The organism is Zavarzinia aquatilis (assembly GCF_003173035.1).
Taxonomy (GTDB): Bacteria; Pseudomonadota; Alphaproteobacteria; order Zavarziniales; family Zavarziniaceae; genus Zavarzinia; species Zavarzinia aquatilis.
In genome coordinates this window covers 58,447-76,245 of sequence record NZ_QGLE01000002.1, presented here as the reverse complement: position 1 = coordinate 76,245, position 17,799 = coordinate 58,447, and the positions used below count along the sequence as shown (strand labels likewise).

At 67.5% G+C, this 17,799-nt stretch carries 19 protein-coding genes; 10 read left to right on the top strand and 9 right to left on the bottom strand.

The features are described 5' to 3' along the window. The first annotated feature begins 44 nt into the window (after nt 1-44). On the top strand, nt 45-449 hold the full coding sequence (mscL, locus tag DKG74_RS03790) for a large conductance mechanosensitive channel protein MscL (protein WP_109902812.1): 405 nt from the start codon (nt 45-47) through the stop codon (nt 447-449). Here mscL and DKG74_RS03785 read toward each other — a convergent pair whose 3' ends face one another. The 4 genes from DKG74_RS03785 to DKG74_RS03770 form a co-directional block, all read right to left on the bottom strand. Then, nucleotides 450-1,082 (bottom strand): glutathione S-transferase family protein, encoded by a 633-nt coding sequence (locus tag DKG74_RS03785; RefSeq protein ID WP_109902810.1) that lies wholly within the window; start codon nt 1,080-1,082, stop codon nt 450-452. Nucleotides 1,083-1,139: 57 nt separating this feature from the next. Further along, the gene (locus DKG74_RS03780) at nt 1,140-1,664 is read right to left on the bottom strand and encodes a gamma carbonic anhydrase family protein (protein WP_109902808.1); all 525 of its coding nucleotides are present in this window, start codon (nt 1,662-1,664) and stop codon (nt 1,140-1,142) included. 83 nt (nt 1,665-1,747) lie between these two features. Continuing rightward, nucleotides 1,748-2,401 (bottom strand): NrsF family protein, encoded by a 654-nt coding sequence (locus DKG74_RS03775; protein WP_165837513.1) that lies wholly within the window; start codon nt 2,399-2,401, stop codon nt 1,748-1,750. Between the two features lie 10 nt (nt 2,402-2,411). After that, the gene (locus tag DKG74_RS03770) at nt 2,412-2,993 is read right to left on the bottom strand and encodes a sigma-70 family RNA polymerase sigma factor (RefSeq protein ID WP_109902804.1); all 582 of its coding nucleotides are present in this window, start codon (nt 2,991-2,993) and stop codon (nt 2,412-2,414) included. Nucleotides 2,994-3,159: 166 nt separating this feature from the next. On the opposite strand from DKG74_RS03770, the gene DKG74_RS03765 reads away from it, so the two are divergent. The 7 genes from DKG74_RS03765 (at nt 3,160) to DKG74_RS03735 (ending at nt 9,396) form a co-directional block, all read left to right on the top strand. Continuing rightward, a complete protein-coding gene (locus DKG74_RS03765; protein ID WP_243404014.1) occupies nt 3,160-3,426 on the top strand; it encodes a BufA1 family periplasmic bufferin-type metallophore in 267 nt (88 codons plus the stop codon). A 4-nt stretch (nt 3,427-3,430) separates the two neighbouring features. After that, nucleotides 3,431-4,285 (top strand): MNIO family bufferin maturase, encoded by an 855-nt coding sequence (gene bufB / locus DKG74_RS03760; RefSeq protein ID WP_243404013.1) that lies wholly within the window; start codon nt 3,431-3,433, stop codon nt 4,283-4,285. Beyond that, entirely contained in the window at nt 4,272-5,024 is a 753-nt protein-coding gene (locus DKG74_RS03755) for an HvfC/BufC family peptide modification chaperone (protein ID WP_109902800.1), read from the top strand. The genes bufB and DKG74_RS03755 overlap by 14 nt, the downstream gene beginning before the upstream one ends. Next, on the top strand, nt 5,021-5,509 hold the full coding sequence (locus tag DKG74_RS21625; RefSeq protein ID WP_165837512.1) for a DoxX family protein: 489 nt from the start codon (nt 5,021-5,023) through the stop codon (nt 5,507-5,509). Before DKG74_RS03755 ends, DKG74_RS21625 begins: the two co-directional genes overlap by 4 nt. Before the next feature lie 48 nt (nt 5,510-5,557). Beyond that, the gene (locus DKG74_RS03745) at nt 5,558-6,067 is read left to right on the top strand and encodes a hypothetical protein (RefSeq protein ID WP_109902798.1); all 510 of its coding nucleotides are present in this window, start codon (nt 5,558-5,560) and stop codon (nt 6,065-6,067) included. A gap of 21 nt (nt 6,068-6,088) precedes the next feature. Next, nucleotides 6,089-6,814: a TetR/AcrR family transcriptional regulator gene (locus tag DKG74_RS03740; protein WP_133251484.1), complete on the top strand. Its 726-nt coding sequence runs from the start codon at nt 6,089-6,091 to the stop codon at nt 6,812-6,814. Nucleotides 6,815-7,053: 239 nt separating this feature from the next. Then, nucleotides 7,054-9,396 carry an efflux RND transporter permease subunit gene (locus DKG74_RS03735; protein WP_207779231.1) on the top strand — a complete coding sequence of 781 codons (2,343 nt, stop codon included), beginning with the start codon at nt 7,054-7,056 and terminating at the stop codon, nt 9,394-9,396. A 53-nt stretch (nt 9,397-9,449) separates the two neighbouring features. On the opposite strand, the gene DKG74_RS03730 is transcribed toward DKG74_RS03735, so the two are convergent. Together DKG74_RS03730 and DKG74_RS03725 are read right to left on the bottom strand one after the other, a co-directional pair. After that, nucleotides 9,450-10,559: a type 2 periplasmic-binding domain-containing protein gene (locus DKG74_RS03730; protein ID WP_133251483.1), complete on the bottom strand. Its 1,110-nt coding sequence runs from the start codon at nt 10,557-10,559 to the stop codon at nt 9,450-9,452. 114 nt (nt 10,560-10,673) lie between these two features. Further along, on the bottom strand, nt 10,674-11,402 hold the full coding sequence (locus DKG74_RS03725; RefSeq protein WP_165837510.1) for a type 1 glutamine amidotransferase: 729 nt from the start codon (nt 11,400-11,402) through the stop codon (nt 10,674-10,676). Between the two features lie 78 nt (nt 11,403-11,480). Between DKG74_RS03725 and DKG74_RS03720 the strand changes: the two genes are divergently transcribed. Both DKG74_RS03720 and DKG74_RS03715 read left to right on the top strand, forming a co-directional pair. Continuing rightward, a complete protein-coding gene (locus DKG74_RS03720) occupies nt 11,481-12,410 on the top strand; it encodes an SPFH domain-containing protein (protein WP_109902790.1) in 930 nt (309 codons plus the stop codon). After that, nucleotides 12,403-12,846, top strand: coding sequence for an NfeD family protein (locus DKG74_RS03715; RefSeq protein WP_109902788.1), 444 nt, complete (start codon nt 12,403-12,405; stop codon nt 12,844-12,846). Before DKG74_RS03720 ends, DKG74_RS03715 begins: the two co-directional genes overlap by 8 nt. Here the strand turns inward: DKG74_RS03715 and DKG74_RS03710 are convergent. From DKG74_RS03710 to DKG74_RS03700, 3 genes are read right to left on the bottom strand one after another with little or no spacing between them, the layout of a single operon-like run. After that, nucleotides 12,827-13,543 (bottom strand): DUF1194 domain-containing protein, encoded by a 717-nt coding sequence (locus DKG74_RS03710; protein ID WP_165837509.1) that lies wholly within the window; start codon nt 13,541-13,543, stop codon nt 12,827-12,829. The two genes, DKG74_RS03715 and DKG74_RS03710, sit on opposite strands and share 20 nt — an antisense overlap. Next, nucleotides 13,519-14,724: a class I SAM-dependent rRNA methyltransferase gene (locus DKG74_RS03705; protein WP_109902784.1), complete on the bottom strand. Its 1,206-nt coding sequence runs from the start codon at nt 14,722-14,724 to the stop codon at nt 13,519-13,521. Before DKG74_RS03705 ends, DKG74_RS03710 begins: the two co-directional genes overlap by 25 nt. After that, nucleotides 14,721-17,795 carry an efflux RND transporter permease subunit gene (locus tag DKG74_RS03700; protein WP_109902782.1) on the bottom strand — a complete coding sequence of 1,025 codons (3,075 nt, stop codon included), beginning with the start codon at nt 17,793-17,795 and terminating at the stop codon, nt 14,721-14,723. The genes DKG74_RS03705 and DKG74_RS03700 overlap by 4 nt, the downstream gene beginning before the upstream one ends. Between the last annotated feature and the right edge of the window lie 4 nt (nt 17,796-17,799).

Genomic DNA, 17,799 nt, shown 5'->3' with positions numbered 1-17,799 from the left:
GGCGCCGTGTCATGAATCCTCTGGAGATCGCAAGAGGGGTCATCATGCTTAATGAATTCAAAGCCTTCATCATGCGCGGCAATGTGCTCGACCTCGCGGTCGGCGTCATCATTGGCGCGGCTTTCGGCAAGATCGTAACTTCGCTGGTTGACGACATCATCATGCCGCCGATCGGCGTGATCGTCGGCGGCATCGACTTCTCGGGCCTCTACATCAACCTGTCGGGCGTGGAATATTCGTCGCTGGCGGCGGCGCGCGAGGCCAAGGCGGCGGTGATCGCCTATGGCTCCTTCATCAATGTGATGATCCAGTTCCTGATCGTGTCCTTCGCCGTGTTCCTGCTGATCAAGGCGGTGAACCGCGTGGTGAAGCGCACGCCGGTGGCGACCGCCCCGACCCCGACCGAGAAGCTGCTGACCGAGATCCGGGATACCCTGCAGTCCAAGTGATCAGATGTGGACGAGCGGGATGGTGGCCTTGAAACTGTCCCGCTCGGCCATGCCGTGGAACCAGCGGCGCAACGTCGGATAGAGGTCGAGCGCCTCGCCGCCTTCCGGCGTCTTGTCGGTCCAGTGGATGAGCGGGGCGAGGAACAGGTCGGCGAGGGTGAGCGTGTCACCCGCGAGATAGCGGCTGCCGCACAGGATTTCGTCGATCACGCCCAGTTGCTCGCGCATGACCTCGGTCTGTTCGGCGACGATGGTTTCGTCCGGCTCCCGCCCGTCGAGCGGGGCGACCAGCCGCTCGCCGACGATGCCGACGATCAGCGTGTCATAGAGATAGTCCGAGGTCGCGCTGATCCATTGATCCATGCGGGCGAGGGCGAAACTGTCCGCCGGCTGCAAGGCCGCCCCCGGCAGCTCGCGGTCGAGGAAGCGGGCGATCGCCATGGATTCGTAGACGGTGACGCCGTGGTAGCGCAGCACCGGCACCCGCGCGAAGGGATGGCGCACGCCATCCAGCACGCCGCCCGGGATCATCTCGAAGAAATCGTGCGGCTGGCCCTTCTCGGCGCAGACGAGGCGGGTGGTCCAGCAGAAGGTGCTGGTCGGAATGCCGAAGATCTGGGGCCGGTCGGACATGGCTGACTCCGCTGCTGTCCCGGGTTATCTGGGGATCGGGGGCCGACCTGAAAGGGATTACACCGAATCGGGGGCGAGATCGCGGGCATAGCGCCGGGCGTTCTCGACGTAATGCAGCGCCTGCATGGTCAGGATCTGCGCCTGGGTCTCGGTCAGCTGGCGTATAACCCGGCCCGGGCTGCCCATGACGAGGGAGCCATCGGGGATTTCCTTGCCCTCGGGGATCAGGCTGTTGGCGCCGATAATGCAGTTGCGGCCGATCTTCGCCCGGTTCAGGACGACGGAGTTGATGCCGATCAGCGTGTTGTCGCCGATGACGCAGCCATGCAGCATCACCTTGTGCCCAACGGTGACATGCGAGCCGATGTCGAGCGGCACGCCGTCGTCCGTGTGCAGGACCGAGCCGTCCTGGATATTGGTGTTCTCGCCGATGACGATGGGATCGTTGTCGCCGCGGATGACGCAGTTGAACCAGATGCTGGCGTTGCGTTTCAGCACGACCGAGCCGATCACGGCCGCCCCCGGGGCGATCCACACACCCTCTTCGCAAACGACGCGCCGGTCGCCCAGACGATAGATCATGCGCAAAGCCCCCCAAGTCACGGTCCGGCCGGCAGAATGCCCCGGGAGCGGGGCCGGACGCAATGGGACTTAAGGGGACGGTTTCAGGCCCGGCGACGGGCGCGCAGCCGGCTGATCGCGACGACGAGGCTGGCCACGACGACATGCCAGACGATGATCATCAACGTCGCGTCGAGATCGTGATAGAGGCTGAGGCCGGTCGCCGACAGGGCGGCAAGGCCAAGGGCGCCGATGACGATCGTATCGACCGGGCGGCTGGCCCCGGCGTGGCTCAGCATGAAGGCGAGGCCGAGGCCGAGCGGCACGCTGGTGCCGATGATCGTGGTCAGGCATTGCACGCTGTGACCGGCGACGAAGCCGTCCGGCCCGTATTCGACCCAGTCGGTGAAGCAGCCATAGCCGAGGGTGAGCAGCCACAGCGCGGCGGCCGGCACCGGCAGCAGGCGCCAGGCGCGCGAGCGGTCGGGCAGGCTGAGTTCGAAAGCGGCGATCACGGCGGTGATGCCGGTCGCGAGGCTGGCCAGCCACTGCAGGGTGAACTTGGTGTGGGCGAGGTCGCCGAAGAGGTGCTTCAGGCCTTCGCCCTCTTCGTTGGCGTGATAGACGGTGATCCCCGCAATCAGCGCGCCGGCGAGGGCCAGCCAGAAGGCGGCGCGCAGCATGGGCGGGCGCAGCCGGCGTACCGGCTTTGCGCCCGTCACCAGGGCTTCGATCAATTGATCGGTCTGCGTCGTCACCGTTACTCTCTCAACCTCTCGTCTCATCTTCGCCCGGCGAGCCCGTCAGCGCCATGCGCAGCGCCTTGTAGGCCCGATGGGCCGCCACTTTCAGAGAGCCGACCGACATGCCGCTGAAGTCGGAAGCCTCCTTCAGCGACATATCCTTGAATTTCAGCAACTCCACCGCCAGCCGCTGGCCCGGGGGCAGCGCGGCTATCGCGGCGTGGAGCCGGCTGTGATCGGCCTCTTCCTCAGGGATGTTCGCCGGTGCATTGGCAAAAGTTTCATCGTCCGGGGAGACGACGACTTCATGGCTGTCCCGGCGACCCTTGCCGCGCAGACGGTCGACCACGCGGCGCCGCGCGATCGCCACCAGCCAGGGCAGGAAGGGCCGTGCCGGGTCATATGTGTGGCGCACCCGGTGGATGGTCAACAGGATTTCCTGCACGACATCCTCGACATCCTGCGGCGAGCGCAGATAGCGCCGGGCCTGCGCCCGCAGATAGGGCGTGACCGCCTGCAGCAGGGTGGCATAGGCGCGCTTGTCGCCGTCCTGCGCCGCCGCCATCAGCCGAGCGAGTTCTTCGCCCTCTTCACCGCCGTCCGCCATGCCTGTCCCGTTCCGCGACGCCCATGCCCGCGAGTCGAGCCTGAACAATACAGCCAAACCGTGGCATTTCGAGAGTGGCGTAACTTTTCGCCGTGGCGGCCGAACCAACAGTCGAGACGGATGGATGACCGCCGCTCCCAGCATTCGAGAACCACAGGAGATTTTCATGTCCATGATCGGGAAGACGGCCACGGCCTCGCTTTTCGCCGCCACAATCGCCGCCGCTTCGGGCCTCATCTCGACCGGCGCCTTCGCCGCCGACAACGAGAAATGCTATGGCGTCGCCAAGGCCGGGCAGAATGACTGCCAGACCGCGACCGCCTCCTGCGCCGGCACCTCGAGCGTCGATGGTCAGAAGGATGCCTGGATCCTGGTGCCCGCCGGCACCTGCGCCAAGCTGAATGGCGGCTCGCTCACCCCGACCAAGGGCTGATCCGGTGATCGCGGGGCACCATGCCGGCATCGGGCTGCGTGCCCCGCATCTGGCCGAATTGGCCGCGGGCGGTGCCGCCCGCGGCTTCGTCGAAATCCATGCCGAGAATCACATGATCGAAGGCCCGGATTTCGCCCTGCTGCAAAGGGTGCGGCGCGACCTGCCGGTTTCCGTGCATGGCGTCGGCGTCTCGCTCGGCTCGGCCGGCGGGATCGACGACGCCCACCTCGCGCGGTTCGCCCGGCTGGTGGCGCGGATCGAGCCCGATCTCGTCTCCGAACATCTGGCGTGGTCGGTCGCGGGCGGGCACTACTGGAATGATCTTCTGCCGCTGCCGCGCAGTTTCGAGGCGCTGGATATCGTCGCGGCCAATATCGGCCGGGTGCAGGACCGCCTGAAACGTCCGCTGCTGATCGAGAATCCATCGAGCTATGTCGCCTTCGCCGCCTCCGACATGGGCGAGGGCGATTTCCTCTCCGCCCTGGTCGCGCGGACGGGCTGCGGCCTGCTGCTCGACCTCAACAATATCTTCGTGTCGGCCAGCAACCTCGGCACCGATCCGCTCGCCGATCTCGCCGCCATGCCCCTGCGCGCGGTGGGTGAAATTCACCTCGCCGGCCATGCCCGGGTGGAGCGGCCGGAAGGCCCCGTGCTGATCGACGATCACGGCAGCCCCGTGTGCGACGATGTGCTGGCGCTGCTCGCCCGGGTTCGCCCACTGTGCCCGGACGCACCCCTGTTGCTCGAATGGGACAGCCGCCTGCCGCCGCTATCGGGCCTTCTGGCCGAGGCGGCGCGGATCGACGGTTTCCTTGCCGCCCAACCGATGCCGGAGGGGGAACGCCATGCGTTTGGCTGAATTCCAGAGCCATTTCGCCTCGGGCCTCCGCCATGGCGCCATGCCGGAGGCCCTGCGGGCCGAGGCCGGGATTTTCGCCGACCGTCTGTCGATCCATGTCCATCATGTCGGCAGCAGCCTGCGGGCAGCCCTTGCCCTGCATTTCCCGGTCACCCTGCGCCTTCTGGGGGAGGAGGCTTTCGCCGGCCTCGCCCGGCGCTTTCTCGCCGTGTCGCCGCCCGCCGATGCCCGGCTTGCCCTGTTCGGCGGCGCCTTCCCGGGCTTTCTCGCCGGGGAGCCGGCGCTGGCCGCCCATCCGGTTATCGCCGAGGTCGCGGCTTTCGAATGGACGCGCCACCTTGCCTCCATCGCGCCCCGGGCATTGCCGGTCGAGCCGGCGGCCCTCGACGGCGCGGCCCGCCTGCGGCTGATGCCGGGGGCGGGGCTGATCGCCGCTGCCCACGCGGTCGATCATGTCTGGTCGATCAACCAGCCGGGCGCCGACGGCACGCCGACAAGGCCCATCAATGTGCCCTGCCGCCTGGTTGTCTGGCGCGATGGCGACGATCTCGTCCGCGCCGCGCCGCTCGAGGCCGGCGATTTCATCTTTCTGTCGGCGATCGTCGGCGGGGCCAGCCTGGACGAGGCCCTGGCCGCCGCGCACGCCGAAGGCGGCGATCTTGCGGCCATTCTCGCCCGCTCACTCGGGCGGGGTCTGCTTTGCCTTTCCGACACCGACCCAGGGGGGGATTTCCCATGACCATCTCGACCATGCCCATGACCGCCGACCCGGACGCCGGGTTTGCCGGCCGACTGCGCCGCCTCGCCGCGCTGGCCGAGCCTTTCGGCCTGGTCGGCCTTCGCCTCGGCATCGGCCTCGTGTTCTGGAAGAGCGCCAGCACGCGCTTCGACGGCTTTGGCCTGTCCGATCAGGCGATTTTCCTGTTTCAGGAAATCTACCGCGTGCCCGTGCTGCCGCCGGAAGTGGCGGCCTATCTCGGCACCGCGGCCGAGGCGGGCGGGGCCTGGCTGCTGTTCCTCGGCCTGTTCACCCGGTTGGGCGCACTCGCCCTGCTGGGCGTCACGGCCATGATCCAGTTCGTCGTGCCCTTCACCGGCGACGGGGTCAACTTCAACCCGGTCGAGCTGTTCCTGTGGGGCGGTGCGCTGGTCACCCTGCTGGCCCGTGGCGGCGGTCCCCTGTCGGTCGACGGGATCGCGGGAAAATTCCTGCATCGGGTCTGATCTGCTGCTATCCTGCCGGTGGTGATTTGGCGGGTGGACACGGGAACGATGCGGATCGGACGCGGCTTTGGGGCTATCGCGGCGGCGCTGACCATGGCGCTGCCCGGCCTCGCGTTCGCCGATGCGCCGGCCTCCTCCACCCCCCTGCCGGCGCTGGAGACGCGCAGCGTCGACACGCGGCCGGCGCCGAAATCGCCACAGGACATGCTGCTGCCGGGCGAGACCCTGCGCAGCCGCTGGGCCGATCCGAATCATCCGCAGGCACCGGGCCGGATCGTCGCCGCCCTGCCGCCGCCCGTGCCCGGAAAGCCGGCCGTGCCCGGAAAGCCGGCCGCGGGCGCTGCCGCCGCGCCGCGGTTGGCATTGCCGCCGCCGCCGGGTGTCGCGCTCGTGCCGCGCCCTTCAGCCGCGCCGGCCAAGCCCGCCAGCGCGAAGCCCGCCGCCACCAAGCCGGGGCGGGGCCGCACGGTGAAGCTCGATCTGTCGCCGTGTTCCGGCGAATATCATCTCGATGGCGTAGCCGTGGATGCCATGGGCCGGCCCTGCGCCGCATTCTGAGTTCCGGTCTGGGGGATGGGCGTGGTCAAATCGGCATTGCCGTGGGGCGAAGATGTGAACGCCGTCTGGAAGGGCGTCGCCGAGGCTGAAACCAGGGGCGGCAAGCCGAAAGGCAAAGTCCAGGGCGGCAAGCCGAAAGGCAAGCCCGACGGCGGCGCGCTGCCGGGCAAGGTCGATGGCCGTGTCGCCCGCTCGCAGCGTACCCGGGCGGCTGTGCTCGACGCCCTGATCGCCCTGCTCGACGAAGGGCAGTTCAAGCCTCCGGCCAAGGTCATCGCCGAACGGTCGGGCGTTTCCACCCGTTCGGTGTTCCAGCATTTCCCGGACCTGGAAACCCTGCTCATCGCCGCCGTTGAACTGGGGGTCAACCGGTTCGCCCCGTCGGTGCAGCCCATTCCGACAGACCTGCCGCGCAAGGCGCGTATCGACGCCCTGGTCGAGCAGCGCTTCGCCCTGTTCGAGCGGGCGGGCAATGTCTATTGGGCGGGGCAGATCGCCGCGCCGATCTCGGCGACGCTGAAGGCGACCTTCGCCCATGTCGAATATGCCCTGCGGGTACAGATCGGCGTCACCTTCAAGCCGGAGCTGGCGACCCTGCGCAAGCCGAAGCGTCTCGCCCTGATCGCGCGCATCGCGGCGGCGACCGGATTCCACCACTGGTATGCCCTACGGAGGGTCGAGGGGGTCGATCCGGCGGCGGCCCGGGCGGCCATGGCGGAAATGCTGGCGGTCTTGCTGCCAGAATGACGCCATTTGCCGCGCGGCTTTTTCAGATGCGCTCGATCCCGAGGGATTCCGGACCTCATGGGCCATGAAGTTAGTTGACGGGGAGTTTGCGGCGGCCTAATAGCGAAGAATTCGGGGGAGTTGCGCCCCCGCGTGCCTAAGACACCGACCGGACCCGGCAGGGCGCGGCGACAACACGATCGGTTGAGAAATACCGGCGGGGAAGGGGAGACTCGATGCTGCGGCATATAGAGAATTTTTTGTTCAGATTCAGGGCCTATATCCTGGGGCTTCTGGCGGTCCTGACGGTGGCGATGGGGTTCCTCGCTTCCAACCTCCGCATGGATACCGGCTTCGAGAAGATGCTGCCGATCGGTCACGAATATATCGAGACCTTCCAGAAGTATCGTGACGATTTCGCCGGCGCCAATCGCATCATCGTCGTCCTTGAAAACACCAAGGACAAGACGATCTTCACGTCCGAATACCTGAAGGTTCTGAAGGCCGCGACCGACGACGTGTTCTATATTCGCGGCGTTTCGCGTCCCACGCTGGCCTCGCTGTGGACGCCGAATACCCGTTACCTCGAAATCACCGAAGAAGGCATCAATGCCGGCGACGTGATTCCGGCCGACTTCCGCGCCGACGACGCCTCGATGGCGGTCGTTCGTGCCAATGTCCTGAAGGCCGGCATCGTCGGGCGCATGGTCGCCAACAATCTCGAATCCTCGATGATCTCGGCCGAGCTGCAGGATATCGACCCCGATACCCGCGAGCGGCTGGATTACTTCCGCGTCGCCGACGATCTCGAAGCCTTCCGTCAGAAGTACGAGAAGGACGGCATCTCGGTGAAGATCGTCGGCTTCGCCAAGATCATGGGCGACATCAAGAACGGCGCCGAAAGCGTGGTCATCTTCATGGCCGTCGCCTTCGCCCTGACCGTGATGATGCTCTGGCTCTATTGCCGGTCCTGGCTGCTGACCTTCGTCACCCTGTCCGCGTCGCTGTGCTCGCTGACCTGGCAATTCGGCATCCTGCACCTGATGGGATACAACCTCGATCCGCTGGCCGTGCTGGTGCCGTTCCTGGTCTTCGCCATCGGCGTCTCTCACGGCGTGCAGCAGATCAACATGGTCTCGTCCGAGATCGCCAACGGCAAGACCAAGGAACAGGCCGCGCGCGATACCTTCACCTTCCTGCTGGTGCCGGGCTCCATCGCGCTTTCGACCTGCCTCGCCGGTTTCGCGACGCTCTATCTCATCCCCATCGGCATGATCCGCGAGCTGGCGATCACCGCCTCGATCGGTATCGGGCTGAAGATCGTCTCGAACCTGATCATGCTGCCGCTGCTGGCCAGCTATATCGCGCCGACGGGCGATTATGCCCGCCGCGTGAAGAAGCAGATGGAGAAGCGCGAGAAGGTCTGGCCCTATGTCGCGCGCATCGCCAAGCCGCGCAACGCCTGGATGATGGTCATCGGCTGCCTGATCCTCGGCGCGGTCGGCGTCTATATCTCCAAGGGTCTGCAGATCGGCGACGTCCATGCCGGCGCGGCCGAGCTGCGGCCGGAAAGCCGCTACAATCAGGACACCCGCTATGTCGTCGACAATTTCGACATCGGCGTGAACATCCTGACCGTGATCGTCGAGACGCCGGAAGGCGCCTGTGTCGACCACAAGTACATGGCCGTGCTCGACCGCTTCCAGTGGGAAATGGCCAATGTGCCGGGCGTGCAATCGACGATCGGCCTGCCCCTCCTCGCCAAGATGGTCGGCTCCATGTGGCGCGAGGGTAACCTGAAGTGGTATTTCCTGCCGCGTAACACCTCGGTGCTCGCCCAGGCGGTCGGTCCCATCCCGACCTCGACCATGACCCTGAACACCACCTGCACCGTGCTGCCGCTGCTGATCTTCACCAAGGACAGCAAGGCCGTCACGATCAAGAAGGTGGTCGCCGCGGTGAAGGACTTCCGCGCCAAGCCGGAGAACCAGCTCGAGGGGATGCAGATCCGTCTCGCCGCCGGCTCGATCGGCGTGACCGCCGCCACCAACGAAGTGGTGGAGGAGCAGGAAATCCCGATGCTGCTGTGGGTCTACGCGGTGGTGATCAGCCTCGTGTTCCTGACCTATCGGGAATGGCGCGGTTCGCTCTGCTGCGTGCTGCCGCTGATCCTGTCGACGATCATCGGCAACATGTTCCTGACCCTCGCCCAGATCGGCCTGAAGATCTCGACCCTGCCGGTGCTGGCGATCGCGGTCGGTATCGGCGTCGACTACGGCATCTACGAATACAACCGCATCCAGCGTTACATGCGCCTCGGCAAGTCGCCCTTCCACGCTTACGAACAGGCACTGAAGGACGTGGGCTCGGCGACCATGTTCACCGGCTTCACCCTCGCCGTTGGCGTCTCGACCTGGAGCTTCTCCGAGCTGAAGTTCCAGGCCGACATGGGCATGTTGCTGACCTTCATGTTCATGGTGAACATGATCGGCGCGGTGACCTTGCTGCCGGCGCTGATCGCCATCATCCAGCAGGTCTTCCCGAAGAAGTATCCGCCGCTGACGGAAGAGGAACGCGCCGCGCTGATGCGCAGTATGCACTGATCGCCGTCAACGGCGGCCATGCGGAAAGGGGCGCCCGGTTGGGCGCCCCTTTTTCATTTCCGGGCGGCGAGGGCGGCGTCGAGCAGGGGTTGCAGGCGCTTGCGTTCAGGCACCAGGTCCATCGCCGTGCAGCGGGCAAGCAGCGCGGGCCAGGCCTCGAAATCGAGGGCGAGTCGTTCCTCGGCCGTGAGAATGTCGACGTTTCCGGCGGCGAGGAGGCCCGCCGCCGGGCAGAGCCCGCCCATCCGGGCCAAAGCTGAGACCAGCGGTCGACCCGCCACCGCGTCCAGCACGGCCCGCGCGGCATCCGGCTTCGGGCATTGCGTGGGCAAGGCCAGCATTTCGACCCAGTAGAAGGCGGCCTGTCCGGCCATGGGCCCCCGCCCGGGCGCGGCCACGGTCAGGTGGCGGCCGCCAGCCAGCCGCGCCGGCGCCATGGCGCCGAGGCCGAGCGGCAGCGCGAGGTCGATCCTGCCGTCGGCCAGGGCGGCGGCGGCCTCGGCCGGGGTCGCGGCGATCAGCGCCGCGCGCTCGACAAGGCGACGCATTCCGGCCTCGAAGCGGCGCAATTCGCTGTCGAGCTGGAGGCGGAACGGATCGAGCCCGCAATAGAGCATCACCAAGGGCAGCAGGCAGCGGGCGTCGTGGACCAGGCCATAGCGCCCGGACAGCGCCGGATCGTCGATCAGGGACAGGCCGATGTCGTCGAGCGCCGCGACCGAGACCCGGCGGCTGTCGACGCCGACCCCGGCGATATCGAACCGCAGGGTCCGGCCCAGCAGATAGCTGCCCTCCAGGCCGGATTCGAGTTCGGCGAGCGGTGGGCTCAATCCGGGCGCCAGCTCGAAACTCGAGGCCGGCGCGCTGCCGTCCTTGCCCAGCGGATCGACCGCGCCCTCGGGCCAGAGGATGCCGCGCAGCCAGGGATGCGCGGCGACTGTCAGTGTTGGCCGCGCCGCGCGCTGTGCCGCCGTCGCCCCGGGCAGCAGCGGCACCAGCGGAGCCACGGCGCTGTCGTCATTGGCGAGGGGCTGCAGGTCGAAGGCCGATTTGGTCGCCGTCTTGAGCGCGGAGAGGACGCCCGGGTCGTCGTAAGCCGCGGGGGCGAGCAGGTGCAAAGGCGCAGGCGCGGCGAGGCTGCGACCGATAGCGGGAGCGCCCAAGGCCAGACCGGCGCCTAAGGCGAGGAGGCGGCGGCGGGTTGTCGTCATGTCGTCGATGTGGGGGGCCGGGGGAGGGGGATCACGACGCCATCCTGCACAAAGCGGGCGGAAAGGCTAGCGGACGAGGGTCAGGAAACGCTCGGTCACCGTCGCGGCGAAACGGGCGGCCGCGGGCAGGTGGCGATGCAGGTCGTCCTCGAAGCGGGCGAGGATATCGGGCTTGTTGCGCGCCAGCCATTCGCCTTGAGTCTGCACCCAGGTCCGGGCGATGTCGCCCGTGACCTCGAAATGGCACTGGAAGGCATAGGTCGCGCGGCCGATGCGGAAGGCCTGATGGTGGCATTCCGGGCCGGTCATCAGCAGGGTCGCGCCCTGGGGCAGCTCGAACGTATCTTCGTGCCACTGCATGATATGGACCTGCGCCGGCAGCCCCGCCAGCAGCGGATCGGCGGCGGCCTCGGCGGTCAGGTCGAGCGGGCGGAAGCCGACCTCGGTCAGGCTGTGGGGATAGACCCGGGCGCCGAAAGCCCGCGCGATCAGTTGCGAGCCAAGGCAGATGCCCAGCACCGGCCGGTCCTGCGCGGCGAATTGCGCGATCAGGCCCGCGGTTCGCTCCAGCGGCGGAAAATCCTTGTCGTTGTTGGCGTGCATCGGCCCGCCGAGCACGAGGAGGGCATCGTAGTCGCCGGGATCGGCGGGCACCGGGATGCCGCCCCGGGGGGCGAGGCTGGACCAGGCGTGATGCGGCGCGATCACATCGAGCCGGGCACCGGCCCGCATCATGCCAAGGCCGACGAGGCCGGGCGGGGTGCGAAGATCGTTCTGGACGCAAAGAATACGCATTGTGACGCCGTTCATTGGGAGCGCGCCGTCGGGGCTGCTATAGTATGCCCAACCCGACGGATGCGAGGGGAGGGGGAAATGGAAGGTTTCGGCGCTTTTGTGCTGGTTCTGCTGATTCTGGTCGTGATCACGGTCTTCATGGGGGTGAAGACGGTGCCGCAGGGCCATGCCTATACGCTGGAGCGATTCGGCCGCTATACGCGGACGTTGCAGCCCGGCCTGAATTTCATCTTTCCGCTGATCGACCAGATCGGCTCGAAGCTCAGCACGCAGGAAGTCGTGCTCGACATTCCGTCGCAGAAGATCATCACGCTCGACAATGCGATCGTCACCTGCGATGCGGTCACCTTCTATCAGGTGATCAACCCGGCCCAGGCCGCCTATGAGGTGCAGAACCTGATGGCGGCCCTGATCAATCTGACGCTGACCAACATCCGCTCGGTCATGGGCGCGATGAATCTCGACGACGTGCTGTCGAAGCGCAGCGAGATCAACGACAAGCTGCTGGCCATCATCGACGAGGCGACCCAGCCCTGGGGCGTGAAGATCACCCGCATCGAGCTGAAGGACATCGCCCCGCCCGAGGACATGGTCCACGCCATGGCCCGCCAGATGAAGGCGGAGCGCGAGAAGCGCGCCGTCATCCTCGAGGCCGAGGGCGTGCGCGAAGCCAGCATCAAGCGCGCCGAGGGCGAGAAGCAGGCGGCGATCCTCGAGTCCGAAGGCCGGCGCGAGGCCGCCTTCCGCGACGCCGAGGCCCGCGAGCGCTCGGCCGAGGCGGAGGCCCGCGCCACCCAGATGGTCTCCGAAGCCATCGCCAGCGGCGGCACCGACGCGGTGAATTACTTCCTCGGCCAGAAATACATCGAGGCGCTGGCCGGCATCGGCATGGCCCCCAACAACAAGATCACCTTCCTGCCGCTCGAGGCGACGGGGATCATGGGCGCCATTTCCGGCATCGCCGACCTGACCCGCCACGGCTCGGGCGGGTCCGCCAAGGATGCCTGACGCCATGCCCGAGGTGGTGTTCTGGTACTGGTACGCCCTCGCCGGGGTGCTGCTGATCCTCGAGATCCTCGCCCCCGGCGTGCTCTTCCTGTGGCTCGCCATCGGCGGTTTCGTGGCCGGCACGCTGCTCCTGCTGCTGCCGGGGGTGGACCTCGTCTATCAGGTGCTGGTCTTCGCCATCGCGAGCGCGCTCTCGCTGCTGGCGGGCCAAAAGTGGCTGCGTCGCCGCCCACCCGAGGCCCTGCCCGGCCTCAACCAGCGCGCCGATGCCCTGGTCGGGACCGAAGCGGTGCTGGCCGAGGCGATCGAGAATGGCCAGGGCCGCGCCCATCTCGGCGGGTCGAGCTGGCGGGTGACGGGGGCGGACCTGCCGGCGGGGACAAAGGTGCGCGTGGTCGCGGCCAACGGCACCTCGCTCAAGGTCGAGCGGGTGTGAGCGTCGCGACCAGCGCCTCGGTCTTCAGTTCGCGCAGGAGCTTGCGCTTGATCGCGTTGACGAAATCCTCGTAATCGCGGGCGACCTCGACGAAAGCGCCGGGGCCGCCGATCACTTCCGCCCGGTAGTAGTCGTCGACATCGGCCTCGGCGTTGACGACGGCGAGGCCATTCACCGTGATGCCCCGGGCGACCAGGGCGTCGCGCACAGGCGCGGCTGGCGGGCCGGCGCTGTTCTTGCCGTCGCCCGACAGGTCGATCACCCGGCGTAAAGGTTGGAACGGCACCTGATCCATCAGGGCACCGGCCCGGAACAGGGCCGTGCCGACGCCGGTGCCGCCGCCCTCGATGTAGCGGGGATTGTTGAAGATCGCCTCGGCGAAGGCGGGCGCCGTTTCCGCCGTCACCTTCTGCCAGCCGAGGTCGACCCGCGCCCGCCCGGGCTGCGACCATTCGAGGACGGCGACCGCGATCACCTTGTTGGGGCCGGCGGCGATCGCCGCCTGCACCTCCGCGTCGGCGAAGGCGGCGGCGATGCCCTGGCTTTGCAGGAAGTACTCGTCCCGGTCGACCGAGGACGACGAATCCAGCGCCAGCACCAGGGCGACATCGACCGTCTCGGCCCGCGCCGGTACCGCCGCCCAAGATGCGGCGGCGGCCAGCGCGAAGGCGATCAGTCGAGCGCGAGCACGAGCCACTTCAGATATCCGGTCTCGGGCAGCAGGGGATGCACCGGATGGTCCGCGCCGGCGCCGCCGGCCACGATGATTCGCCCTTCGCGCCCCGCATTGGCGATGCCGCGCGCGACTTCGGTGGTGAAGGCCTCGGTCTCGATATTGTGGCTGCACGACGCGATGAACAGGAAACCGCCGGGCGCGACCAGCGTGGCGACGCCCTGCGCCAGCTTGCGATAAGCCTTCAGCGCCTGCGGCACGTCCTTGCGCGATTTGGCGAAGCTGGGCGGGTCGGCGACCACGACATCGAAGCGCCGCCCTTCCGTGCCAAGAGCATTGGCGGCATCGAAGAGATCGGCGCGGCGGAATTCGGCGTTTGCCCCGAGGCCATTCGCCCGGGCCGTCGCTTCGGCCTGGGCCAGGGCCGGCTGGGCGCGGTCGACCAGCAGGGCCGAGGTCGCGCCGGCCTTGAGGGCCGACAGGCCGAAGGCACCGGTATGGCAGCACAGGTCCAGCAGGGTGCCGCCCTTCGCCAGCCGGGCGACGATGCCGCGCGCTTCGTGCAAATCGAAGAACCAGCCGGTCTTCTGCCCGTCCAGCGGGTCGATGCCGTGGCGGACACCGAATTCGACCGCTTGCGGCGGCGTGGCGATGGCCCCCCGCGCGAGGCGGATGTCCTTCTTCAGACCCTCCAGCTCGCGATAGGGGCTGTCATTGCGCAGGATGATGGCGGCGGGCGCGATCACGGCCTCGAGCGCGTCGAGCAGAAGCTCGGTCAGCGCCTCCGCCCCGGCCGTATTGGCCTGGACGACGCAGGTATCGCCGTAACGGTCGACGATGAAACCGGGCAGGCCGTCGCCTTCGGCATGGACGAGGCGGTAATAGGGCGCGTCGAAGAATCGCTCGCGCAAGGCCAGGGCGGCGCGCAGGCGCGTTTCCAGAAAGGCGCGATTGACGGCGCCGGGCCTTGCCGTGTCGCTGCGCAGGATCAGGCGGGCGGAAATCAGCGTGTTGCGATTGAAGGTGGCGATGCCGATCGGCTTGCTGTCGGCGCGCGACAGGCGGACCAGCGTGCCCGGCGGAATCGCCTTCGCCTCGGCGTCGAGGCGCAATTCGTTGGAATAGGCCCAGGGGTGGCCGCCGGAGACGCGGCGGTCGTGGCCCGCCAGCAAGGTGATGGTGGGCAGGGAGGATGGTTCGGTCATGATCGCGGCAGACTAGCAGAAACCGCCGCATCCTCCACCGCGACCCGTGCCTGTTTGCGCCCGACCAGAAGATAGACCGCGGGCACGACGAACAGGGTCAGCACCGTGCCGAAGGACAGGCCGCCGACGATGACCCAGCCGATGCTTTGCCGGCTTTCGGCGCCGGGGCCGCTGGCGAGGGCGAGGGGCAGGGCGCCCAGCACCATGGCGCCGGTGGTCATCAGGATGGGACGCAGCCGCAGCCGCGCCGCCTCGATCACGGCATCCCGCCGGGCGCGCCCTTCGGCCACCAGATGATTGGCGAATTCGACGATCAGGATGCCGTGTTTCGAGATGAGGCCGACGAGGGTGATGAGGCCGATCTGGCTGTAGACATTCAGCGTCCCGCCCGAGAGCAGCAGGGCGGCGAGGGCGCCCGCGATCGACAGCGGCACCGAGAGCAGAATCACCACCGGCGCGACGAAACTCTCGAACTGGGCGGCGAGGACGAGGAAGATGAAGGCCAGCGCCAGCAGGAAGGTGACATAGAGCGAGCCGGAGGCTTCGCGGAACTCGCGGCTCTGCCCCGCGTAATCGAAGCGATAGCCGGGCGGCAGCACCTCGCGCGCCTGGTCCTCCATATAGGCGAGGGCCTGGCCGAGGCTGTAACCGGGCGCGAGATTGGCCGTGATCGTCGCCGAGCGCGACTTGTTGAAGCGCAGCAGCTCCTTGGGGCCGACCATTTCCCGCACGGTGGCCAGATTGGAAACCTGCACCATCGCGCCCGAGGCGGCCCGGACATAGAGCGAGGTCAGGTCCGAGGGCTGGCGCTTGTCCGCGTCCTCGACCGCGACGATGACGTCATATTGCTTGTCGTTGCGGTCGAAGCGGGTGACCTGCCGGCCACCGAAGAAGGTTTCCAGCGTGCGGGCGATCACGGCGGCGTCGATCCCGAGGCTGGCGGCTTTTTCCCGGTCGATGGACACGTCGAGCTGTGGCTTGTTCAGCGTCAGGTCGGAATCGACATCCGTCAGGCCGGGATTGTCGGCGACGGCGCGGATCATCTTCTGGGCGATCTCGTCGAGTTCGGCGAAGCTGCCACTCGACTGGATGACGAATTGCACCGCCTTCTCGCGCGCGTTCTGGCCCAGCGACGGCGGATTGCTGGCGTAGATGTTGATGCCCGGCACGCGGGACAGGCGGGCGGCGATGGCGCGCACGATCTGCTGCTGGCTGTGTGCCCGTTCTTCCCACGTCTTCAGCGTCAGGGTGGAGATGACGGTGGTCACATCGGGCGAGCCGACGATGAAGAGAACCCCCGCGACCTCGGGGATTTCGCGCGCCAGCGTCTCGACGATGGCGCCGTAACGGGCGGTATAGTCGAGGGTGGAGCCCTCGGGCGCGGTGCCGCGGATGTTGATCGTGCCGCGGTCCTCGACCGGCGCAAGTTCCGAGGGCAGGGCGCGGAACAGGAAGACATTGGCGGCGCCGATGCCGGCCGCGAGCACGAGGACGAGCGGCCACAGGCGCAGCGCGCCCGAAAGTGTCCGGCCATAGCCGCCATCGAGGGCGGCAAAGCCCCGCTCGATCAGCCGGTAGGCCCGGCCGTGGGACGTCTGATGGCGCAGCAGGAGGCCGCACATCATCGGTGTCAGGGTCAGGGCGATGAAGCCCGAGACCAGAACGGCGCCAGCAAGGGTCAGGGCGAATTCGGCGAACAGCCGGCCGATGCGGCCTTCGGCGAAGGCGACCGGGGCATAGACGGCGGCGAGGGTCAGGGTCATGGCGATGACGGCGAAGGCGATTTCCCGCGCGCCCCGGATCGCCGCCTCGAGCGGGCGCATCCCTGCCTCGATATGGCGGAAGATATTTTCCAGCATGACGATGGCGTCGTCGACGACGAGGCCGATGGCGAGCACGAAGGCGAGCAGCGTCACCGTGTTCAGGGTGAAGCCGAAGGCATACATGACGGCGCAGGCGCCGATCAGCGAGACCGGGATGGTTATGATGGGGATCAGCGTTGCCCGCGCGCTGCGCAGGAACAGGAAGATCACCACGACGACGAGGCCGACCGCCTCGGCGATCGTGCTGTAGACCGCCTCGATCGAGCGGTCGATGAAGATCGAGCTGTCGTATGAAATGGTCAGTTCGTAGCCGGGCGGCAGCACGGCGCGGATTTCCGGCAGGCGGCGCTGCAGCTCGGCCGAAATGTCCAGCGGATTGGCCGTCGCCTGCTTGATGACGGCGACGGTCACCGATTCCCGGCTGTTGTAACGGGCAAGGATGCGCTCGTTCTCGGGGCCCAGCTCGACCCGGGCGACATCGCCGAGACGGACCAGATAGAGGCCGTCGCGGCGCAGGATGACGGCGGCGAATTCCTCGGGCGTCGCGAGGTCGGTGCGCGATTCGACGGTGAATTCCCGCTGGTGCGATTCGATGCGGCCGGCGGGCACCGTCAGGTTCTGGGCCCGCAGGGCATCCTCGATATCCTGTACCGTGACGCCGAGGGCGGCCATGCGCGAGCGGTCCAGCCAGATGCGCATGGAATAGAGCCGCTCGCCCCGCAATTCGACCGAGGAAACGCCGGGGATGGTCTGCAGCCGGTCGACCACCAGCGTGTCGGCGACATCGGAGACTTCGAGCCGGCTTACCCCTTCGGCGTTAATCGAGATGTAGATGATCGGCTGGGCATCGTCCTCGACCTTGGCGATGATCGGCTCGTCCACTTCCTCGGGCAGGCGCCCGCGCACGCGCGAGACGCGGTCGCGCACGTCGCTTGCCGCGACATCGGGCGAGACGCCGAGGTTGAAGCGGACGGTGATCGCGCTCCGGCCGTCGCGGCTGGTCGAGGTGATGGTGTCGATGCCGTCGAGGCCGGAAATCGAATCTTCCAGCACCTGGGTGATCTGGCTCTCGATCACGGCGGCGCTCGCCCCGGTGTAATCCGTGCGGACATTGACCACGGGCACGTCGATGTTGGGATATTCGCGCACGGCCAGCCGCTGCCAGGCGACAATGCCGATCAGACAGATGACGAGGGACAGCACGGTCGCGAAGACCGGCCGGCGGATGCAGAGTTCGGTCAGATTCATGGTC

Excerpts from the sequence above, each read along its gene's own strand:
- DKG74_RS03780 (WP_109902808.1), bottom strand. The coding sequence starts at position 1,664 with ATGATCTATCGTCTGGGCGACCGGCGCGTCGTTTGCGAAGAGGGTGTG.
- DKG74_RS03745 (WP_109902798.1), top strand. The coding sequence starts at position 5,558 with ATGCGGATCGGACGCGGCTTTGGGGCTATCGCGGCGGCGCTGACCATG.
- DKG74_RS21625 (WP_165837512.1), top strand. The coding sequence starts at position 5,021 with ATGACCATCTCGACCATGCCCATGACCGCCGACCCGGACGCCGGGTTT.
- DKG74_RS03705 (WP_109902784.1), bottom strand. The coding sequence starts at position 14,724 with ATGACCGAACCATCCTCCCTGCCCACCATCACCTTGCTGGCGGGCCAC.
- mscL (WP_109902812.1), top strand. The coding sequence starts at position 45 with ATGCTTAATGAATTCAAAGCCTTCATCATGCGCGGCAATGTGCTCGAC.
- DKG74_RS03755 (WP_109902800.1), top strand. The coding sequence starts at position 4,272 with ATGCGTTTGGCTGAATTCCAGAGCCATTTCGCCTCGGGCCTCCGCCAT.
- DKG74_RS03720 (WP_109902790.1), top strand. The coding sequence starts at position 11,481 with ATGGAAGGTTTCGGCGCTTTTGTGCTGGTTCTGCTGATTCTGGTCGTG.
- DKG74_RS03700 (WP_109902782.1), bottom strand. The coding sequence starts at position 17,795 with ATGAATCTGACCGAACTCTGCATCCGCCGGCCGGTCTTCGCGACCGTG.
- DKG74_RS03785 (WP_109902810.1), bottom strand. The coding sequence starts at position 1,082 with ATGTCCGACCGGCCCCAGATCTTCGGCATTCCGACCAGCACCTTCTGC.
- DKG74_RS03765 (WP_243404014.1), top strand. The coding sequence starts at position 3,160 with ATGTCCATGATCGGGAAGACGGCCACGGCCTCGCTTTTCGCCGCCACA.
- DKG74_RS03715 (WP_109902788.1), top strand. The coding sequence starts at position 12,403 with ATGCCTGACGCCATGCCCGAGGTGGTGTTCTGGTACTGGTACGCCCTC.
- DKG74_RS03725 (WP_165837510.1), bottom strand. The coding sequence starts at position 11,402 with ATGCGTATTCTTTGCGTCCAGAACGATCTTCGCACCCCGCCCGGCCTC.
- DKG74_RS03770 (WP_109902804.1), bottom strand. The coding sequence starts at position 2,993 with ATGGCGGACGGCGGTGAAGAGGGCGAAGAACTCGCTCGGCTGATGGCG.